At 38.8% G+C, this 13,509-nt stretch carries 17 protein-coding genes; 5 read left to right on the top strand and 12 right to left on the bottom strand.

The window, feature by feature from the left end; all coding sequences use genetic code 11:
* Positions 1 to 64: 64 nt before the first annotated feature.
* From spoVAE to M3226_RS08350, 5 genes are all read right to left on the bottom strand, one after another.
* A complete protein-coding gene (gene spoVAE, locus M3226_RS08370; RefSeq protein ID WP_144567497.1) occupies positions 65 to 421 on the bottom strand; it encodes a stage V sporulation protein AE in 357 nt (118 codons plus the stop codon).
* A gap of 4 nt (positions 422 to 425) precedes the next feature.
* On the bottom strand, positions 426 to 1,451 hold the full coding sequence (gene spoVAD / locus M3226_RS08365; protein ID WP_251564297.1) for a stage V sporulation protein AD: 1,026 nt from the start codon (positions 1,449 to 1,451) through the stop codon (positions 426 to 428).
* Positions 1,452 to 1,928 carry a stage V sporulation protein AC gene (spoVAC, locus tag M3226_RS08360; RefSeq protein ID WP_098528381.1) on the bottom strand — a complete coding sequence of 159 codons (477 nt, stop codon included), beginning with the start codon at positions 1,926 to 1,928 and terminating at the stop codon, positions 1,452 to 1,454.
* Positions 1,929 to 1,944: 16 nt separating this feature from the next.
* Positions 1,945 to 2,412: a YhcN/YlaJ family sporulation lipoprotein gene (locus tag M3226_RS08355; RefSeq protein ID WP_251564295.1), complete on the bottom strand. Its 468-nt coding sequence runs from the start codon at positions 2,410 to 2,412 to the stop codon at positions 1,945 to 1,947.
* 311 nt (positions 2,413 to 2,723) lie between these two features.
* A complete protein-coding gene (locus M3226_RS08350) occupies positions 2,724 to 3,077 on the bottom strand; it encodes a DUF1360 domain-containing protein (protein ID WP_098528379.1) in 354 nt (117 codons plus the stop codon).
* Positions 3,078 to 3,219: 142 nt separating this feature from the next.
* Between M3226_RS08350 and M3226_RS08345 the strand changes: the two genes are divergently transcribed.
* Positions 3,220 to 3,738, top strand: coding sequence for a CotY/CotZ family spore coat protein (locus M3226_RS08345; protein WP_251564293.1), 519 nt, complete (start codon positions 3,220 to 3,222; stop codon positions 3,736 to 3,738).
* 129 nt (positions 3,739 to 3,867) lie between these two features.
* Here M3226_RS08345 and M3226_RS08340 read toward each other — a convergent pair whose 3' ends face one another.
* The 3 genes from M3226_RS08340 to M3226_RS08330 all read right to left on the bottom strand — a co-directional run bounded on the left by M3226_RS08340 (position 3,868) and on the right by M3226_RS08330 (position 7,282).
* The gene (locus M3226_RS08340) at positions 3,868 to 4,437 is read right to left on the bottom strand and encodes a CotO family spore coat protein (RefSeq protein ID WP_251564291.1); all 570 of its coding nucleotides are present in this window, start codon (positions 4,435 to 4,437) and stop codon (positions 3,868 to 3,870) included.
* A gap of 112 nt (positions 4,438 to 4,549) precedes the next feature.
* Positions 4,550 to 5,314, bottom strand: a complete 765-nt coding sequence (fabI, locus tag M3226_RS08335; RefSeq protein ID WP_144567491.1) for an enoyl-ACP reductase FabI — start codon at positions 5,312 to 5,314, stop codon at positions 4,550 to 4,552.
* Between the two features lie 108 nt (positions 5,315 to 5,422).
* A complete protein-coding gene (locus tag M3226_RS08330) occupies positions 5,423 to 7,282 on the bottom strand; it encodes a monovalent cation:proton antiporter family protein (RefSeq protein WP_251564290.1) in 1,860 nt (619 codons plus the stop codon).
* A 92-nt stretch (positions 7,283 to 7,374) separates the two neighbouring features.
* Between M3226_RS08330 and prpE the strand changes: the two genes are divergently transcribed.
* Positions 7,375 to 8,115 carry a bis(5'-nucleosyl)-tetraphosphatase PrpE gene (prpE, locus tag M3226_RS08325; RefSeq protein WP_251564288.1) on the top strand — a complete coding sequence of 247 codons (741 nt, stop codon included), beginning with the start codon at positions 7,375 to 7,377 and terminating at the stop codon, positions 8,113 to 8,115.
* A gap of 32 nt (positions 8,116 to 8,147) precedes the next feature.
* Here the strand turns inward: prpE and M3226_RS08320 are convergent, their stop codons facing one another.
* The 4 genes from M3226_RS08320 to M3226_RS08305 form a co-directional block, all read right to left on the bottom strand.
* Positions 8,148 to 9,053 carry an RluA family pseudouridine synthase gene (locus tag M3226_RS08320; RefSeq protein WP_251564286.1) on the bottom strand — a complete coding sequence of 302 codons (906 nt, stop codon included), beginning with the start codon at positions 9,051 to 9,053 and terminating at the stop codon, positions 8,148 to 8,150.
* 17 nt (positions 9,054 to 9,070) lie between these two features.
* Positions 9,071 to 9,865, bottom strand: a complete 795-nt coding sequence (locus tag M3226_RS08315) for an NAD kinase (RefSeq protein ID WP_251564284.1) — start codon at positions 9,863 to 9,865, stop codon at positions 9,071 to 9,073.
* Between the two features lie 39 nt (positions 9,866 to 9,904).
* Entirely contained in the window at positions 9,905 to 10,543 is a 639-nt protein-coding gene (locus M3226_RS08310) for a GTP pyrophosphokinase (protein ID WP_251564282.1), read from the bottom strand.
* Between the two features lie 66 nt (positions 10,544 to 10,609).
* Positions 10,610 to 10,978 carry a UPF0738 family protein gene (locus M3226_RS08305; RefSeq protein WP_251564279.1) on the bottom strand — a complete coding sequence of 123 codons (369 nt, stop codon included), beginning with the start codon at positions 10,976 to 10,978 and terminating at the stop codon, positions 10,610 to 10,612.
* 155 nt (positions 10,979 to 11,133) lie between these two features.
* On the opposite strand from M3226_RS08305, the gene M3226_RS08300 reads away from it, so the two are divergent.
* The 3 genes from M3226_RS08300 (at position 11,134) to M3226_RS08290 (ending at position 13,206) form a co-directional block, all read left to right on the top strand.
* A complete protein-coding gene (locus tag M3226_RS08300; RefSeq protein ID WP_251564278.1) occupies positions 11,134 to 11,724 on the top strand; it encodes a CYTH domain-containing protein in 591 nt (196 codons plus the stop codon).
* Between the two features lie 209 nt (positions 11,725 to 11,933).
* On the top strand, positions 11,934 to 12,344 hold the full coding sequence (locus tag M3226_RS08295; protein ID WP_251564276.1) for a globin domain-containing protein: 411 nt from the start codon (positions 11,934 to 11,936) through the stop codon (positions 12,342 to 12,344).
* Positions 12,328 to 13,206 (top strand): ClpXP adapter SpxH family protein, encoded by an 879-nt coding sequence (locus tag M3226_RS08290; RefSeq protein WP_251564273.1) that lies wholly within the window; start codon positions 12,328 to 12,330, stop codon positions 13,204 to 13,206. Before M3226_RS08295 ends, M3226_RS08290 begins: the two co-directional genes overlap by 17 nt.
* The last annotated feature ends 303 nt before the right edge of the window (positions 13,207 to 13,509 follow it).

Genomic DNA, 13,509 nt, shown 5'->3' with positions numbered 1-13,509 from the left:
TTACTTAATCATGTGTACTAGGCATGACAGCCTTATGGGAAAATTGGCTATAAAAATGAGTATTTTACCCTTTTGGCTTAAAAATTAGTGCGCCAATAAACCCAAAAATTATTGCAGCAGAAATACCAGAGCTTGTTACTTGGAACATCCCAGTTAAAACGCCAATAATTCCATGTGCTTTAGCGTCTTGGAGTGCCCCATGAACAAGAGAATTTCCAAAACTGGTAATCGGGATCGTTGCTCCGGCACCTGCAAAATCAACCAGTGGCTCATATAACCCTAACCCATCTAAGACCGCTCCAGCAACCACCAGCAAGCTCATGGTATGGCCCGGTGTGAGTTTCGCTACATCAAACAATAATTGCCCTACTACACAAATTAATCCGCCTACAACAAAGGCCCAAAAAAACATTGCAAGCATCGATTCACCCCTTTTCACCATTCATCTCAATTGCAACAGCATGGGCAATACATGGAATTGTCTCTTTTTGTTGAAAGCTTAGCGGGGACAATAATGCTCCTGTAGCGACGACTAATATTCGTTTGTATGTCCCCTTTTTCATTTCATTTAGTAAATGTCCATATAAGACAGTCGCCGAACACCCCGCTCCACTGCCACCGGCTTGAACAGGCTGGTCATCTTTATACATCAATAATCCACAATCCTGAAATTGTTTTTTATCCACTTTCAGTCCATTTTTATTTAACAATTCAAAAGCAGTATCATGACCAATTCGTCCAAGGTCACCTGTCACAATCAAATCATAATATGATGGATCTAATTGCAAATCACGAAAATGAGCGGTAATGGTATCCGCGGCTGCGGGAGCCATTGCCCCGCCCATATTAAAAGGATCTGATAAACCCATATCCACGACTTTTCCAATTGTTGCCGACGTGGTCACCGGATTATTCTCACCCGGTTTATTCGGCTCAACCAGCGCAACTCCCGCACCTGTAATCGTCCATTGTGCAGTTGGCGGTTTCTGTCCCCCGTATTCGGTTGGATAGCGAAACTGTTTTTCGACAGCAGAGTTATGGCTGGATGCCCCTGTTAAAACGTAATTTGCCCCCTGATAATTAACGACAAAGGAAGATAAGGCTAAACCCTCCATCGATGTTGAGCAGGCGCCAAATAAACCGAAGTAGGGAATCTGCATGGTCCTTGCGGCAAAGCTTGTTGGAGTGATCTGATTAATCAAGTCACCGGCAAATAAAAACTGGACCTGTTCTTTTTGGATATTCCCTTTTTTTATCGCGGTTTTAATTGCTTCTTCGAGCAATAACCGATGGGCTTTTTCATAAGAATCTTGTCCCATCCATAAATCATCGTACAGCAGGTCAAAGTCATTCGCCAAGTTGCCGTTTGCTTCAAACGGTCCCCCTGTTACACCTGTTGCTGTAATCATTGGCCGATTGTTAAAAACCCATGATTGCTGCCCCTTTAACAATTACAAAACCCCCCACATCACAAGTAGCGTCTTAATTAATGCAACAACAAACGCTGAGAACACTCCGAATAAAATCACTGAACCTGCAAGCTTAAACATATTTCCACCAACACCGAGGACAAACCCTTCAGTCCGGTGTTCAATGGCTGCAGAGATTACTGAATTCCCGAACCCAGTTACCGGTACCGCACTCCCCGCACCAGCAAATTGGCCAATGTGGTCATAAACGCCAAAACCAGTTAACAACATCGAAAAAAAGACCATTGTTGCAACAGTAGGGTTTCCAACGTTCTGCTCGGTAAAGTTAAAATAATATATGTAGAAATAACTGACAGCTTGGCCAATCATACAAATAATCCCGCCAACTAAAAATGCTTTAATACAATTTTTTAAAACTGGACGCTTTAGTTCATGTTTTTGTTGTAGTGTTTGATAGTTTTTCTGCTGAGGGGTCATCTTTTTCTGCTTGCTAGCCATCCTGATACATCCTTTCTTACTTCATATCTTCCGTCATCTTAACAATTTCCTCTAAACGCTTTTCAGCCTTAGAATGTGATAACCTTCCTGATTTCATCCCCTCGTTCAGCCTGACAGCTTCCAAGAAAATCTTATAATCACTTGATACTGTAAAGTTTTCCTTTGGATGTTTTTTTTCTAGCTTCTTATTTAAGTTCTTTTCGATTGTCTTCATTTTAAATCTGTGCATATGTTTTACCTTATAGACCACTAATGTATCTTTTTCTCCTTTGATAACCGCAACGTCATATAGCTCTGGTAAAGAACTCACATCTCTTTTGATATCCTCTACCCGATCACTATTGTTTTCCCGCTCCGTACTAAGCGGGGGCGGATTTGTTGTTTTCATGAGCGCTAATTGACTTTCTTTAACCGGCTGATTTTGAGAACATGCCGTCAACAATAATAAACTCACACTTATAATCAAACGATATGCCACTTTCATATGCTTCACTTTCCTTGTCCCGTTGAGTGTTTGAATACTACTTTAGTTTTTTCTATATCCTGCAAAATTATAACTGAATAACTATGGCACCTTAAATTAAAAAAACTGCCAGTTTTACCAGCAGTTTTTGCGTTACTTTGAAGTTTTTTTACTGCATCCGCAGCCTTTATTCTTCTTAGTAGTTGTCGATTTGCGAATGGATTGTGTCATTTGTTTGTTTTGATTTTTATTGTTCACTTCTTCTCTCCCCTTTCAGTGTTTGCTACTAGTTAGAATATGTCGAATTAACGAATCTTGTCTCCACGAAAGCATTATTTTTCGATAAAAAGCTGGACACATAATTCCATCAGGGAAGCAAAACCGGCCACTGCTAAAACTAAGATTATTGGTCTAGAAAATTCTGGACAGATATAATGAAAACCGACTATAAAGGCAGCTGACCACACTCCTGTACACCAATAACAACTAAGCAGTTCACCTATAAACTTCTTAATTCCTGCTTTTTTGGGAACATAATAAATTTCAACTTCCCCTTCATGTTCCTCCCTTACTTCGTCAAAAAAAGGTTCGCGAATAAACTCAAAGATTCGATCGAAAACAAGCAATCTCGTCAGCCGAAAGCTTGCCAGCGATAATAGAAGCAACGTTAAATAGGTTATATTCATACCGGCTACTATCCTTTCTGAGATTAAATAGATGATTGACCAGCCTAATTTTGACAAACAAGGCGTTTGTCCGTTTCCCAAAAGCGCTCATATAAATATGTTAGTACTGTAAGATATATCACGGAATAAGGAGGAAAAATTAATGGGTTGTGGAAATAATAACAACTTTCACGGTGAAAACTGCGTTTGCGAAGTAGTTCGTGCGATTAAGGATATTCAAGATAATGCAGTTGAAGCAGTTGAACAAGAATGTACTGAGTGTACTAGCTGCTTTACCGAACCGCTAGGATCGATGGTGTCGCCTACAAGGAGAGACCCGGTTGATACGCGTGTATTTGTTCTAAGTACTGCTGATGGTACGCCATTTCATGCATTCTTAACAGAGGAATGTGATGCATGTGTATCTATCTTCTTCCGCGTTGAGGATGTATTTGATAACTGCTGTGCAACTCTTCGTGTGTTAGTACCAGGCCATCGGGATAACAATGGACAGTTTGTTCCGGTTAATCTCGTTTCAGGCGGAGAAAAATGCTGCATTGACCTTAAGAAGGTTTGTAAAGTTGACAGATTCCGCGCGAGCAGAGATTGCATCACCGTTGACTTAAGCTGCTTCTGTGCAGTGCAATGTATCGCTGATGTTAACCTTGGACTTTGCAATTAAGGACGAAACAGCAGTATTAAAGCTGACCAATTACTTGGAGCTCGAGGCTACTATTAATCAGATTCTAAGATGATTAACAAAAATTGAACAAATGAGCCAGTCGTAAAACGGCTGGCTTTTTTATTTTCTTTATCTCTGTATTCCAATCATAATGACGTTAGTTAACTGTTCTAATGGAATGGTTTTCGAGGTTTGATTGTGGAAACGTATGGTTACATCTTGGTCTGTGTATTCTGTTAAATAACCTTGAAAGTTTCCTCGCGCAGTATAAAAGACGCATGGTACAGGGGGCAGAACTTTTGGAAAGTTCATTAGATAGTCTAAACGCTCAAGCAGTTCCATCTCTTTAAATGGTTTGACCTTTTTTAAGAAAGACCTTTGTTTCCCCTTTGGTTTTTCTGTGGATTGAACCTCAAGCTGCACCGAGTTATCCTGATTTTCAAGAACCAGTTCCTCTTTTGCAGGGGGGATTGTTTTTTTTGTTTCTTGTAGCACTGACGGCTCATCCTCGTTTGCTGCCAGTTCCTCTTTTGCAGGGGAGAGTGTTTTCTTAGTTTTTTGTTGCACTGGCTGTTCATCCTCGAGTGGTGCTGGTTCCTGTCGATTCGTATAAACATCCTGCATATTTAAATTTGAAGGCGGCCTTACAAACGCCTGGTGGATAAATAACATGGGTCCCTGGCTCTTCTTCGTTGACAAGCAATTCACCTCCTTGTTACGAAATCACACACATTATATATATGCGATATGCCTATCTTGGTTCATTTATGGCAAACAAAAAGCCTGCTAAAGAGCTAGCAGGCTGTTTTTTTTAAAGGATATGGTAACCAGAATCTACATGGATGTTTTCGCCAGTAATTCCCCGTGAAAGATCACTGAATAGGAATAGGGCTGTGTCACCGACTTCTTCTGGAGTAGTCGTTCTCCGTAATGGAGCTTTTGCTTCAATTTCACTTAAAATCGAATTGAATTCCCCAATTGCCTTTGCTGATAATGTTCGGATCGGACCAGCAGAAATGGAATTAACACGAATTCCGTCTTTTCCTAAATCAGAAGCCAAGTAGCGGACACTTGCATCCAAAGAGGCTTTTGCAACACCCATTACATTATAGTTTGGAATAGCTCGCTCTCCGCCTAAGTATGTTAGAGTTACAATACTTCCTCCTTCAGTCATTAGTTCGCGCGCTACTTTCGCCACTGCTGTCAACGAATATGAACTGATATTTTGTGCAAGCAGGAATCCATCCCTTGATGTGCTTACAAACTCACCTTTTAAGTCTTCAGTTTTTGCAAACGCAATACAGTGTGCTAAACCATGAATGGTACCCACAGCTTCCTTAATTTCAGCAAAGCAGCTTGCAATTGCTTCATCACTTGTTACATCACATGGAAGCACAAGAGTTCCCTCTGCCTCTAAAGAGTTAGCTAAATCACGAACACTGCTCTCAATTCTTTCACCCGCATATGTAAAAATTAATCTTGCTCCTGCATTGTGAAGTGAACGGGCAATTCCCCAAGCAATACTGCGTTTATTAGCTACACCCATAACAACAAAAGTTTTTCCCGAAAGATTCATATTGAAATAGTCCTCCTACTATAATTACATGATATTAGTACTTGGTACTAATTTTACACTACTTCCCCTTAAATGAAAAGGCTCGGATACTATTCTTTCCCAAACTCTTTAGCATGTCTCACAAAATTCCAATTCCCGCTTCAATTCAACAACATACTCCTTTGATCCGGTAACAATTAAACGATCATCCATTTGCAATTCCGTATCACCGTGAGGGACAATCGAATCCTTTCCTCTAAAAATACGAACAAAGATTACATCGCCTGTAAATGGAAATTGCCTCAAATGCATTCCATCAAAGTGTGTGTTTAACATCTTGATTTCATAAAGCCCTGTCTCTTGATTGGTCAAGATATTAATAACTGTTGGGGATTCAATTAATGCCCGAAGCAGTGTTTTTGTCGACATAAATGAAGAGAACACCTCAATATTTTGCTCACGTAATTTTTGTTCTAGTTCTATGCTTTCAATCCGGGCTATGACCCTGGAAACACCTTTTTCCTTCGCTTCAATAGACAAACTTGCATTTAAATTCTCATCACCAGTAGAAATGACTACAATTTCTGATTGAAAAACATTTGCTCTGGAAATAGAATCGATGGAGTAATCGATGATTTCAACAATATCAAAGAGTGAATTAGCAATTTGTTTATCTGATTTCTCCATTTTCGTATGATAAAGAATCGGAGCATAAAGGCCTGACTTTAAATCTTGTGATAAAGATAGAGTTACCTGGTTAGCACCTAAAAATGCCACACTAACCTTTTTGCTTTTCACAGCCTCCAACGGAAAGAGCTTTTTGAAAACCATTGGTGTAAAAATTGATGTAATCACGGCCACCAATATCAAGGTTCCACTCATTTGGGGAGTTATTACTTCCATCCTTTCACCAATGGTTGCAGCTGCAATCACAAGTGAAAGCGTGGAGGTTAGCAAAAAGCCTGAAGAAATAACCGTTTTCGTATCATACCAAATCTTTAATAGAAAAACTGGCACAAGCTTTGATAAAAGCAGTCCAATCAATAATAGCGGTATAAGCAATAGAAGCTTCTTTTCACTAAAGAGTGACCAAACATCCAGATTAACCCCAACCATCACAAAAAAGATAGGGATTAAAAAGCCATAGCCAAAGGAATCAAGTTTATGGACGAGTTCCTGGTTGGGGGATAGTAATGAAACTAAAACACCGGCTAGAAAGGCGCCAAGGATATTCTCCGCACCGACCGTCTCTGATAAGCCCACCAGTACAATAATCAATGTAAATACCGCCCTTGTGCCAATTTGCACAGTTCCTGTTGACAATGTTTCAATAAAGGTTCGAGTTTTAAATTTCTTACCAATAAAATAAAGAACAATACCTGCTCCAAATAATATCAAGAGCAGCCACGTATTCCCATGGCCAGCCTCATATATTGAAACAAATACGGCTAATAAAATCATTGTTACTAAATCGGCTATTACCGCAACAAGCAAGATGATTTGCCCGATGACCGTTTTCATCAAATGGGCCTCTTTTAATGTGGGCACTACTACTCCAAGGGAAATGGTTGAGATAATTAACGTCATCAAAAAGGCATTATCAATAAATCCTGCTAGAACAAATAGATAGGATAGTATTAGGGAGAATATAAAAATTCCAGCAAAAACCGTCGTTGCTGTAACAAAAGTATTGGGCTCCTTTTTTCCATTAGCAAGTGCATCCCGTTTTTTGCTGCCGCGAAAGGCGGTAAAATCAATTTCTAGCCCGCTTAAAAACATAAGGAAAATGAAGCCTAGTGTCGAAAGGGTGGACAGCCAGGCATCCTGATGGACAATATCGAAGCCGCTTTTCCCAATCATGAGACCCATAATAATTTCTGCAACCACAACCGGGATAAAATTCAATTTAAATCGATGCAGAATAATTGGTGTTAAAAATGCTGTAGTCACAACTACAAGCAGCGAAAGTACAGAAATGTGTTGTTCCATTATTTAAACCACCTTTCAAAACTAGGATTCCTTCTTATAAAAGCAACTGAATAAACTAAAGATAAATAAGAACTAACAGGGGGTGCCATCCTATGAAAATTGATATTATCGGTGACATACACGGTTGTTTTAACGAATTGAAAGAACTAACTTTAAAGCTTGGTTACAGTTGGGAAACAGGGTTACCAGTCCATTCCTCAGGAAGGACTCTTGGTTTTGTTGGTGACTTAACGGACAGAGGGCCTGCATCCATTAAGGTGATTGAGGTCGTTTGGCAGCTCGTAGTCCAACACCAAAATGCGCATTACACACCAGGCAATCATTGCAATAAGCTGTATCGCTTTTTTCTCGGAAATAAAGTTCAGGTGACACACGGGCTAGAAACCACGGTAGCTGAATATGAATCATTATATAAAAAAGATCAACAATCCATTCGAAAAAAATTTATCGAGCTGTATGAAAAAGCCCCACTCTACTTAGTATTGGACAATGGAAAGCTTGTTATAGCACATGCCGGTATTAAACAGGAATATATCGGCCAAACACATGGAAAAGTAAAAGAATTTGTCCTTTATGGTGATATTACTGGTAAAAAAAATCCGGATGGATCACCAGTTAGGTTGGATTGGGCAAAAAATTATCATGGCAATGCCTGTATTGTTTATGGTCATACTCCGGTCAAAGAGCCCCGTATTATTAATAACACGTATAACATAGATACAGGAGCTGTGTTTGGCGGTAAATTGACGGCATTACGTTATCCGGAGATGGAATTGGTGTCTGTTCCTTCTACTATGCCACATGTTCAAGAAAAATTTAAACAATTTGATTAGTTTCGTTTGAAAATAATACAAAAGGCTGACCGCTATTCAAGCAGGTCAGCCTCTAAAATACGATTCATATCCTCCGGGGGTGGAGCCGAAAAGGACATATCTTTTTTATAAAAGGGATGAAGGAATTGAATTTTTTTACAATGAAGGGCTTGCCGTTTGATTAAGGAAGTATCTCCTCCATATAAATCATCTCCGAGCAGAGGATGTCCTAAGAACGACATATGAACTCTTATCTGATGTGTACGCCCTGTTTCAAGTCTAAGCTCGAGATGAGTAAATGTAGAGTAGCTCTTAATTACCTTATAATGGGTACAAGCATATTGACCATCAGCCCGTACTTCCCGTTCAATAATGCTATCCTGTTTGCGGCCAATCGGTTCAATAATAGTTCCATTATCAACTTCAAGTATACCACTTGCAAAAGCTTCGTATGTCCTTTTCACCAATCCATTTTGCTGCATTTTACTAAATAAATGATGAACATGACGGTGCTTAGCGATTAAAACTATTCCTGAAGTGTCACGGTCTAGCCTTGTGACAATATGGGAAGTCGCCTGAATCCCCACTCGCTGGTAATATCCCACAAGAGCATTTGCAAGGCTGCCTTTCGGATGTTCACGAGATGGGATCGTGTTCATCATCGCTGGTTTGTTTACCACAAGTAAAAATTCATCTTCATACAATATGGTTAACGGGATATTCTCCGCCATAACTCCCTCACTCGGAATTTCAGCAGGAAAAATCACAGACAACGAATCACCTTCGTTTAGCTTATATCTTACATTCACTTCCTCATTATTAACAAGAATAAAGCCGCCTCTAAATTTAATATCCGTTAAAGCAATTCGGGAGATTTCTTCTTGTTTTAAGAACTCTTTAACTAATAAACCCGCACTGGACTTATCAATAATCCAGTTCAACTTAAAACGTGCTTCCATCAACAAGGTCCTCCGGCTTAATCAGATATAAATGAATCATGGACCCTTTTCCAAAATGGAAACGGTCTAAAGCGGGCAAAACGAATTTTTTCTTCTGGTACCCTATATTGGATCGATTTAACGTCCTTATGAAGTAGTGTCAGGTGATCAATGGTTACCTGAAAATCAGATTTTTTTACTGGCTTAAGCATACAGGTATGGTGTGCTGGCAATATTAGCGGAGAGCCAACTGTTCGAAACACCCTGTTATTAATAGAAGCCATTTCTGCAACTTGTAAGGCTGAAATCGACGGATGAATGATCGCCCCGCCAAGAGCTTTATTATAAGCTGTACTGCCTGATGGAGTAGAAATGCAAAGGCCATCACCACGGAACCGTTCAAAATGCTCTCCTCGAATTTCTACATCCATCACAAGTGTACCCTCGACACTTTTCACCGTAGATTCATTCAGTGCTAAGTAACGGGATTCTTTTCCGGCATGTGTGTAGCGGATAATGACTTCAAGAAGCGGGTACTCTACAACTTGATATGGGGTTTTTGCGATGGCTATTACCAGCTTTTCAATTTCATCCGGTATCCAATCTGCGTAAAATCCAAGGTGCCCAGTATGTATTCCGACGAATGCTGTTTTACTTAGCCGGCTGCTGTAGCGGTGGAACGCATAGAGAAGTGTCCCGTCACCGCCAATGGAAACAACAATATCAGGTTGATCTTCATCGTAAATAAGATCAAAGTCAAGTAAATATGTCCTCATTTTACTCATTAAAATATTGGACTTTTGATCCCCTTTTGATGTAATCGCAAATTTCATCTTATTTTCTCCTTACAAATCGGCATTCACAGGCGGATGTTAGTTTTTTTCCTCTTGTGTCAATTCCTTTTTTCGGGTAAAAAATGCTTGTGCTTCCTGGATTTCACCACGTATTAAAGACATTTCCTCGTCTAAACGAAATGCCGCTTCTGCAGCTCTTAGTAATCTCATTTTGATATCTGAAGGAAATACTCCTTTGTATTTATAGTTAAGTGAATGTTCGATGGTCGCCCAGAAATTCATCGCTAACGTCCTTATTTGGATTTCAGCAAGAATTTTCTTTTCCCCATGAATAGTTTGGACGGGATATTGAATGACAACATGGTATGAGCGGTATCCACTTGTTTTTTCGTGAGAAATATAATCTCTTTCTTCTACAATTTCAAAATCGTTGCGAATCCTTAATAAATTAACCACAGTATGAATATCATCGACAAACTGACACATAATCCGCATGCCGGCTATATCCTGCATCTCCTCTTCCAAGCTTTCAAGCGGAATCCCTTTTTGGTTCGCTTTATCAAGAATACTTGCAATTGGTTTGACTCTGCCTGTTACAAATTCAATCGGTGAATGAGAGGAATCTAACTCATACTGCCCTCTCATCCCTTTTAATTTTACTTTCAATTCAGAAACTGCCTGTTTATATGGTGCTAAAAATTGATCCCAATGCTTCATGAATTCACCTCAAAGAAAACCAAATTGTTTAGATGAGCGAAACTTTTTTCCGCTTCAGCGCAAAGCTCAAACAGTTAGGAAAAATCCCTCCACTTTCGTTACAAACTCATCACCATAGTTACTATTGCCTTTAATATTGCTCAGGATATATTCTAGTTCATCATGAAAGTTTATGAGTTCAATTTGTTCTTGATTAGATTTAACAAGTACAGGTAGTTTTAGTTCATTTGCTGTTTTTAAATAAGACCAGAAGTCTTCCGCTAAAACAATATATGTATAGTCTTCTTGATCCTCCAAAAGGTAAATAAATGCACTATTATCTGAATCAACAAGTATTTGCTCACTAGGAATTAACCCGGTAATAGATTCATCAGTTTCTAAAATTAGTTTATGATCGGTTACTATTGCTGTTTGAATGATTATTTTCTTCTTCATGACTAAACCTCCATCTTTCACTTTCCTATTTTAGCATAATCGGACCATTTCTCCCAAGGATTGCTTTTTTAAAATGATCAATAAGCGGAAACTAGACAGCATCCAACGTTCATCGGTATGATGAAATTATCTTAATGGCGAAAGGAAGACAAAAGATGTCACAAAATATTGAAATTGAGTTTAAAAACATGCTAACAAAAGCAGAATATGAAAGAATTTTACTTTCGTTTAACATTGGGGAAAAGCATATTTTCACTCAGGAGAATCTGTACTTTGATACGCCAGATTTTGCTTTAAAAAAAGCAGATAGTGCATTAAGGATTCGAAAAAAAGGCACGGACTATGTGATGACTCTTAAACAGCCAAGAGAGATTGGGCTGCTTGAAACTAATCAAAAATTAACTTACGAGGAAACAACTGCGGCTATTAATGAAGGCAGACTACCTGGTGGACAAATAAAACAATTAATACAAGATAATAACATCCCTTTCGCCAAAATTGAATATTTTGGTTCACTTATGACTAATCGAGCAGAGATTTCCTATGATAATGGACTACTCGTACTTGACCACAGTATCTATCTTGAACATGAAGATTATGAAATGGAATATGAAGTAGGTGATTATCAAGAAGGCCTTAAAAGTTTTCACGCACTTCTAGCCCGATTTAAAATCCCAGAACGGCAAACCCAAAATAAAGTCCGCCGTTTCTATAATCAAAAATATAAACAAACTAAAACTAAATAGGAACAGCCACTTTTATTACATAGGGTGTGTTAAAGGTTAGTGATAATAATTAGCGTGATTAGAGCGGAAATCAACACGCTAGTTTGATAAAGCCATGAGATTAAAAAGTTTCAATTTTAAAAATCAGTCTTTTTCAAGGCAATTCATTTGAGATATGAAATGGGCATTGTTAAAATATGAATACAATATCGATGAAAGGAGTTGTCAACATGATCGATAATAAACTTACACCATTTGAAGTTATTGGTGAAGATACACTGCACCGTCTTGTCGACACTTTCTATAGCCTTGTTGCACAACATCCTGACCTTGCGCCCATATTTCCGAATCAATTTTCTGAGATTGCCCGGAAACAAAAGCAATTTTTAACACAATATTTAGGAGGTCCTCCTCTGTATACAGAAGAACATGGTCACCCGATGATGCGTGCACGTCATTTACCATTTCCCGTTACACCAACCCGTGCAAGGGCTTGGTTATCATGTATGAAGAAAGCGATGGATATAATCGGATTAGAAGGGCCGGTAAGAGAGGAATTTTACGCGCGACTGCATCTTACTGCCCAACATATGATTAACACGCCTGATGATGGCGAGATTACGGGTGAAAATTGTGAATAATTCTTCGTCACCTGTTCCCAAGAATTCTTTCAATGGGAATGAGAAAAAACCAATCGAAATATATATGTTTATTGACCCGCTATGTCCTGAGTGCTGGGCATTAGAGCCGATTGTCAAAAAACTTCGAATTGAGTATGGCCGGTACTTTTCCATTAAACATGTATTAAGTGGACGATTAGCTAACTTAAATTTGAGTAAAAAGAAGAACTATGAAAATATTGCTCAAGTTTGGGAAAAAACAGCCAGCAGGTCGGGGATGTCTTGCGACGGCAGTCTTTGGTTAGAGAATCCGATTGATAATCCTTATATTGTCTCCATAGCGATTAAAGCGGCTGAATTACAAGGAAGACGAGCGGGATTACGTTTCTTTCGCAGAATCCAGGAAATGTTATTTTTAGAAAAGCAAAACCCTTCAAACTTAGAAGTATTAAAGGAATGTGCGGATAGTGCTGGCTTAGATGTCGAGGAATTCATGAAAGATATTCATTCCGACAGCGCGGCCAAGGCCTTTCAATGTGATTTAAAAATTACTTCCGAGATGGATGTAACTGAAATTCCAACCCTGGTATTTTTCAATGAAAATATTGAGGATGAAGGGATTAAAATTGCCGGTTCTTACCACTATGAGGTTTATGTACAAATATTAGAAGAAATGCTTTCTGAAAGACCGGAGAAATCACCACCGCCGCCATTAGAATCATTTCTTAAGTTTTTTAAGTTTGTTGCTTCAAAGGAAATTGCCGTTGTTTATAATATGTCGATTTCGCAAATTGAACGGGAAATGAAAAAGCTCTTGTTAAAGCAGGTGGTTGAGCAAATACCAGCTAAATATGGTACATTTTGGCGATATATTGATGAATAGACAAGTGTCAATCACGAGACGATTGGCACTTGTCTTTTTTTATAATTAGGTTTTTCAACTGAATTAAAAATGCCTCACAGCATTTCCGACTGTAAGGCATTTTTCTATTAATACGAACAAAGGGGATGGGAGAAATTTTTCACGGTCAAACAAAAGGGGTATATGTTTGTTGTGATCAACTTCACGTATAGAATATACCATGCTGCATCAGCCTATGACAATAAGCTTGTGCTTTATTTCACAATATTGTCATATAGTAATAAATTCACGATTTGGACAATAGACTTAAAATAAGTAAACAAA

This window comes from Neobacillus cucumis (assembly GCF_023715505.1).
Note: the sequence above shows the minus strand (reverse complement) of the source record. Positions and strands in the feature narration are given on the sequence as shown.

Coding starts and splice junctions, on each gene's coding strand:
- spoVAE (WP_144567497.1), bottom strand. CDS start 421: ATGCTTGCAATGTTTTTTTGGGCCTTTGTTGTAGGCGGATTAATTTGT.
- spoVAC (WP_098528381.1), bottom strand. CDS start 1,928: ATGGCTAGCAAGCAGAAAAAGATGACCCCTCAGCAGAAAAACTATCAA.
- M3226_RS08355 (WP_251564295.1), bottom strand. CDS start 2,412: ATGAAAGTGGCATATCGTTTGATTATAAGTGTGAGTTTATTATTGTTG.
- M3226_RS08350 (WP_098528379.1), bottom strand. CDS start 3,077: ATGAATATAACCTATTTAACGTTGCTTCTATTATCGCTGGCAAGCTTT.
- M3226_RS08345 (WP_251564293.1), top strand. CDS start 3,220: ATGGGTTGTGGAAATAATAACAACTTTCACGGTGAAAACTGCGTTTGC.
- fabI (WP_144567491.1), bottom strand. CDS start 5,314: ATGAATCTTTCGGGAAAAACTTTTGTTGTTATGGGTGTAGCTAATAAA.
- M3226_RS08330 (WP_251564290.1), bottom strand. CDS start 7,282: ATGGAACAACACATTTCTGTACTTTCGCTGCTTGTAGTTGTGACTACA.
- prpE (WP_251564288.1), top strand. CDS start 7,375: ATGAAAATTGATATTATCGGTGACATACACGGTTGTTTTAACGAATTG.
- M3226_RS08320 (WP_251564286.1), bottom strand. CDS start 9,053: ATGGAAGCACGTTTTAAGTTGAACTGGATTATTGATAAGTCCAGTGCG.
- M3226_RS08315 (WP_251564284.1), bottom strand. CDS start 9,865: ATGAAATTTGCGATTACATCAAAAGGGGATCAAAAGTCCAATATTTTA.
- M3226_RS08310 (WP_251564282.1), bottom strand. CDS start 10,543: ATGAAGCATTGGGATCAATTTTTAGCACCATATAAACAGGCAGTTTCT.
- M3226_RS08305 (WP_251564279.1), bottom strand. CDS start 10,978: ATGAAGAAGAAAATAATCATTCAAACAGCAATAGTAACCGATCATAAA.
- M3226_RS08300 (WP_251564278.1), top strand. CDS start 11,134: ATGTCACAAAATATTGAAATTGAGTTTAAAAACATGCTAACAAAAGCA.
- M3226_RS08295 (WP_251564276.1), top strand. CDS start 11,934: ATGATCGATAATAAACTTACACCATTTGAAGTTATTGGTGAAGATACA.